This window comes from Streptomyces sp. NPDC057654 (genome assembly GCF_042800135.1).
GTDB lineage: Bacteria > Actinomycetota > Actinomycetes > Streptomycetales > Streptomycetaceae > Streptomyces.
The window spans coordinates 1-5,310 of record NZ_JBHVHQ010000610.1; the positions used below are offsets into that span (position 1 = coordinate 1).

Genomic DNA, 5,310 nt, shown 5'->3' on the forward strand with positions numbered 1-5,310 from the left:
AGGCTGCCGCGCAGGCGCCCCCGGCCGACGAGGTATGGGAGCTGCCGGGCGGGCGGCGATGCATACGGGCCGCGGCGGCGGAGCCGATCGGGGGGTGGCCGGGGCGGCCGGGGACCCCGATGTTGGTGCGGGTGCCGGTGACTACATAGCCCTTGACGCCGCCGGCGAGCGCGTTGCGCACGGCGCCGATGTCGTCGGCGGCGGACAGCGCCAGGCCGTTCGGCCAGCCCGCGGCGCGGGTCTCGGAGAGCAGCGTGAGACCGGAGCCGTCGGGGAGGTGGACGTCGGCGACGCAGATGTCGCGCGGGTTGCCCACCCGGGGACGGGCCTCCGCGATGGACGACGCCTCGATGACGTCTCGCACACCGAGCGCCCACAGATGGCGGGTGACGGTGGAGCGGACTCGGGGGTCGGCCACGACGACCATGGCCGTCGGCTTGTTCGGGCGGTAGGCGACCAGGCTCGAAGGTTGCTCTAGAAGAACAGACACCAGGCCTCCTGGGGGAGTGGCGGGACGGTGCCGGCTTGGGGGATAAGCCGGAGTGATCACTTGGATCGGTCACAAGGTCCTTCGGCAGCTACCTGGCCCGGCTTTAGAGAATGATCACGAATTGATGAGTAACAATTCGGGCAAATCGGACGGTTGATCGATCATCGTCCTTGCGGTCCGCGCCGCTGCGGCAGCGAGACCACCCCGGCGTCCACCGGGCCCCCCGGCGGCAGCCCCGCGATCTGGCAGAGCAGATCGCACCACGCGGCCAGGTGCGCCGCCGTGTCCGGCACCCCGTCCAGCGCCGTCGGCGACCACGACGCCCGGATCTCGATCCGCGTCGACGGCTCCCGGTCCGCGAGCCCCCCGAAATAGTGCGAGCCCGCCCGCGTCACCGTGCCGCCCGGCGCCCCGTACGGCACCCGCCGCGCCTCCAGCGCGCCCGTCAGCCACGACCAGCACACCTCCGGCAGCAGCGGGTCGTCCGCCATCTCCGGCTCCAGGTCCGCCTGAAGGATCGTCACCAGCCGGAAGGTCCCGTGCCACGCCTCGTGGCCGTTCGGGTCGTGCAGCAGGATCAGCCGGCCGTCCGCCAGCTCCTCCTCCTCCACCACGACCGCCGCCTCCAGCGCGTACGAATACGGCGCGAGCCGCTGGGGCGGCGGCGTCGGATCGATTTCGATCTCCGGGCGGAGCCGCACTCCTTGCAGCCCGGCAACCGCCTGCCGGAAAGCGGTCGGGGAGCTCTCCCCGTCCGCGCCGTCCGGACCTTCCGAGAGGTGTCCCTGCGCCGCAGCCATGCCCGGAAGACTAGGCGGAACGAGCCCTTCTTCCGGGGAGGGACACCCGATGGGCGGGTCACTCGTTCGGCCCGTGCGAAGATTTGGGGCATGAGTGCGTCCCAGAGGCCGGAAGGCCAGCAGCAGACCGGCCGCGACGCGGCGCCTTCCGCCCCGGAATCCGTCCAGGCCGTCCAGGAATCCGCCTTCCTGCGGGCGTGCCGGCGCGAGCCCGTACCGCACACCCCGGTCTGGTTCATGCGGCAGGCGGGGCGCTCGCTGCCCGAGTACCGCAAGGTCCGCGAGGGCATCGCGATGCTCGACTCCTGCGCCCGTCCCGACCTCGTCACCGAGATCACCATGCAGCCGGTCCGCCGGCACGGCGTGGACGCCGCCGTCTACTACAGCGACATCGTCGTACCCCTCAAGGCCATCGGCATCGACCTCGACATCAAGCCCGGCGTCGGGCCCGTCGTCGAGCAGCCGATCCGCACCCGCGCCGACCTCGCGCGGCTGCGCCCCCTCGAACCGGACGACGTGCGGTACGTGACCGAGGCCGTCACGATGCTCACCGGCGAGCTGGGCGCGACCCCCCTCATCGGCTTCGCGGGCGCGCCCTTCACCCTCGCGAGCTACCTCATCGAGGGCGGGCCCTCCCGCAACCACGAGCACACCAAGGCGCTCATGTACGGCGACCCGGAGCTCTGGGCCGACCTGCTGGACCGCCTCGCCGACATCACCGCGGCCTTCCTCAAGGTGCAGATCGCGGCGGGCGCCTCGGCGGTTCAGCTCTTCGACTCCTGGGTCGGCGCGCTCGCCCCCGCCGACTACCGCCGCTCCGTCATGCCGGCCTCCGCCAAGGTCTTCGACGCCGTCGCCGGGCTCGGCGTGCCGCGCATCCACTTCGGCGTCGGCACCGGCGAGCTCCTCGGCCTCATGGGCGAGGCGGGCGCGGACGTCGTCGGCGTCGACTGGCGCGTCCCGCTGGACGAGGCGCGGCGGCGTGTGGGCCCCGGCAAGGCGCTCCAGGGCAACCTCGACCCCGCCGTGCTCTTCGCACCGCGCGAGGCAGTCGAGGCCAAGACGGACGAGGTACTCGACGCCGCCCGCGACCTCGACGGCCACATCTTCAACCTCGGCCACGGTGTGCCCCCGAACACCGACCCCGGCGCGCTGACCGCCGTCGTCGAGTACGTGCACGAGCAGACCGCGGGCACGTGACCCCGCCCCCCGCCGCCGGGCTGTCCTGAAGCAGCCCGGCACGGGTGGGCCGAGGCCGGTGACCTGGTCTCAGTGCGCCCGTACGTCCGCCGCTACCGCCGCCGTGGCCTTGCGGGCGGCCACCAGGACCGGGTCCCACACGGGCGAGAACGGCGGCGCGTACCCGAGGTCGAGCGCCGTCATCTGCTCCACCGTCATCCCGGCGGTGAGCGCGACCGCCGCGATGTCCACGCGCTTGGCCGCCCCCTCCCGGCCGACGATCTGCACGCCGAGCAGCCGGCCCGTACGGCGCTCCGCGAGCATCTTCACGTGCATCGGCCGCGCGCCGGGGTAGTAGCCCGCGCGGCTCGTCGACTCGATCGTCACGCTCACGAACTGGAGCCCGACGTCCTTGGCCTGCGCCTCCAGCAGGCCCGTACGCGCGATCTCCAGGTCGCACACCTTGGAGACGGCCGTGCCGACCACGCCCGGGAACGCCGCGTAGCCGCCGCCGATGTTCGCGCCGATGACCTGGCCGTGCTTGTTGGCGTGCGTGCCCAGCGCGATGTGCCGGGTGCGCCCCGAGATCAGGTCCAGGACCTCCACGCAGTCGCCGCCCGCCCAGATGTCCTCGTGGCCGCGCACCCGCATCGACAAGTCGGTCAGCAGCCCGCCCGAGGGGCCCAGCGGCAGCCCGGCCGCGCGCGCCAATTCGGTCTCGGGGCGCACTCCGAGGCCGAGGACCACCAGGTCCGCCAGGTACTCGTCGTCGTCCGTCGCCACCGCCCGTACGCGGCCGTTCCCACCGGTCAGGATCTTGGTGACCTTCGCGCCCCGCACCGTCTCGATGCCCAGTCCGCACATCGCCTCGTGCACGAGCGCGCCCATGCCGGGGTCCAGTGTCGGCATCGGCTGCTCGTCGCGGGTCAGGACCGTCACCGCGTAGCCGCGGCGGATCAGCGCCTCGGCCATCTCCACGCCGATGTAGCCCGCGCCGACGACCACCGCGCGGCGGCCCTCCGTCTTCTCCAGCCCGCCGAGGGCGTCGAGCAGCGCCTGGCCGTCGTCGAGGGTCTGCACGCCGTGCACGCCCGGCGCGTCGATGCCCGGCAGGGGCGGGCGCACCGGCCGCGCGCCGGTGGCGATCACCAGCTTGTCGTAGCCGTGCCACCGCTCGTCGCCGCCTGCCGCCGCGTCCGCGTCGACGTCGCGGACCCGGACCCGGCGGCCCGCCACGTCGATCTCCGTCACCTCGGTGCGCATCCGCAGATCGATGGAGCGCTCGCGGTGCGCCTCGGGGGACCGGGCGATCAGCGCGTCGGGGCCGTCGACCTCGCCGCCCACCCAGTAGGGGATGCCGCAGGCCGAGTACGAGGTGAAGTGGCCGCGCTCGAAGGCGGTGATCTCCAGCTCGTCTGGGCCGCGGAGCCTGCGCGCCTGGGAGGCCGCGGACATGCCCGCCGCGTCGCCCCCGATGACCACCAGCCGTTGCGCCGCCATGGAGTCGGTTCCTTTCGCCGGTACGTCCGCTGCGTACGTACGTACGGCCCACGCTAAGCCTTGTGCGGCGGCCGGCCGGAGAGGGAGACGGGTGCGGCGACGGCCGGGGCCGCGCGGGGCGCTGGTCAGAGAGCGTTGGCGGGGTGCCGGAAGTCGAGGAAGACGGTCTCCTCGCCCCCGGGGTCGCTCGCGCCGCCGCCCTGGAGCCGGATGTCGAAGCGGTAGCTGTGGTGCCGGGCCCGGTCGCCGGTCTCCGGCACGGCGATGAGCGTCGCGGCCCGCTCGGGCGGCAGGGACGCGAGCAGCGGGTCGGCGGCGAGCCGGGGCGAGGGCAGGTACAGGCGCGTGTGCAGCGGACCGAAGAGGCCGCGGGCCAGGACGCAGACGGCGAGGTGCGGGGCGGTGCGCCGGGCGGTCGGGCCGGGCGCGAGGGTGCGCAGCGCGTAGTGCCCGCCGCCGTCGGCCGCCACCCGCGCGAAGCCGGTGAACTCCGCGCCGTCGCGGCCCAGCGGCGCGCCGCTCGCCCGGTCGCGGCGAAGCGTGCCGGGCGCCCCGGCCAGCGAGCCGGACGGCCCGGCCTGCCAGAACTCCACGAGCGCGTCGGGCACCGGCGCGCCCGTGCCGTCGTAGAGGTGGCCGTGGACGGTGATCGTGTCCGGGTGCCCGGCCGGGGCGACGTCGCCGCCGCGCGGGAAGGGCAGCGCGTGCCCGTAGAACGGGCCGAGGGTCTGGGCGGGCGTCGGTTCCAGCAGGGTCATCGGCGGGCCTCGGTCCAGGTGGCGGACGGGCCGTCCAGGACGATGTCCCAGCGGTAGCCGAGGGAGGCGCCCGATACGGACAGGGCGGGGTCGTACGCGGCGACGAGGCGGCCGTCCGTGCCCGCCTCGACGGCCGACCGCCAGAGCCCGTCGTAGGCGAGGAGCGGGTCGCCGGGGAAGTACATCTGGGTGATCAGGCGCTGGGTGAAGGCCGCGCCGAAGAGGGAGAAGTGCACGTGGGCGGGGCGCCACACGTTGGGCTGGTCGCCCTCCGGGTACGGGCCCGGCTTGACCGTCGTGAAGCGGTAGCCGCCCGCGTCGTCCGTCAGGCAGCGGCCGACGCCGGTGAAGTTGGGGTCGAGCGGGGCCGGGTGGCGGTCGAGCTGGTTGGCGTACCGGCCGGCGGCGTTCGCCTGCCAGATCTCCACCAGCTGGCCGCGCACCGGCCGGCCCCGGCGGTCCGTGACCCGGCCGGAGACGGTGATGCGCTCGCCGATCGGCTCGCCCGCGTGCTGCCGGGTGAGGTCGGAGTCGAGCGCGTCGACGTCGGCGGCGCCGAAGACGGGGCCGGTCAGCTCGACGT

General features: G+C 74.3%; 6 protein-coding genes. 1 reads left to right on the top strand and 5 read right to left on the bottom strand.

From position 1 onward, the window contains the following. Both ACFU99_RS31820 and ACFU99_RS31825 read right to left on the bottom strand, forming a co-directional pair. A partial coding sequence (locus ACFU99_RS31820) for a response regulator (protein WP_384398620.1) occupies nucleotides 1–490 on the bottom strand: 490 nt, incomplete at its 3' end. 161 nt (nucleotides 491–651) lie between these two features. Continuing rightward, nucleotides 652–1,290, bottom strand: coding sequence for a DUF3000 domain-containing protein (locus tag ACFU99_RS31825; protein WP_384398622.1), 639 nt, complete (start codon nucleotides 1,288–1,290; stop codon nucleotides 652–654). A 90-nt stretch (nucleotides 1,291–1,380) separates the two neighbouring features. Between ACFU99_RS31825 and hemE the strand changes: the two genes are divergently transcribed. Further along, nucleotides 1,381–2,490 (top strand): uroporphyrinogen decarboxylase, encoded by a 1,110-nt coding sequence (gene hemE, locus ACFU99_RS31830; RefSeq protein WP_384398624.1) that lies wholly within the window; start codon nucleotides 1,381–1,383, stop codon nucleotides 2,488–2,490. A gap of 69 nt (nucleotides 2,491–2,559) precedes the next feature. Here hemE and ACFU99_RS31835 read toward each other — a convergent pair whose 3' ends face one another. The 3 genes from ACFU99_RS31835 to ACFU99_RS31845 form a co-directional block, all read right to left on the bottom strand. Next, a complete protein-coding gene (locus ACFU99_RS31835) occupies nucleotides 2,560–3,969 on the bottom strand; it encodes an FAD-dependent oxidoreductase (RefSeq protein WP_384398626.1) in 1,410 nt (469 codons plus the stop codon). Between the two features lie 125 nt (nucleotides 3,970–4,094). Further along, nucleotides 4,095–4,727 carry a protocatechuate 3,4-dioxygenase subunit alpha gene (pcaG, locus tag ACFU99_RS31840; protein WP_384398628.1) on the bottom strand — a complete coding sequence of 211 codons (633 nt, stop codon included), beginning with the start codon at nucleotides 4,725–4,727 and terminating at the stop codon, nucleotides 4,095–4,097. Then, on the bottom strand, nucleotides 4,724–5,310 hold a 587-nt coding region (locus ACFU99_RS31845), incomplete at its 5' end, for a protocatechuate 3,4-dioxygenase subunit beta (protein ID WP_384398630.1). The genes ACFU99_RS31845 and pcaG, both read right to left, overlap by 4 nt.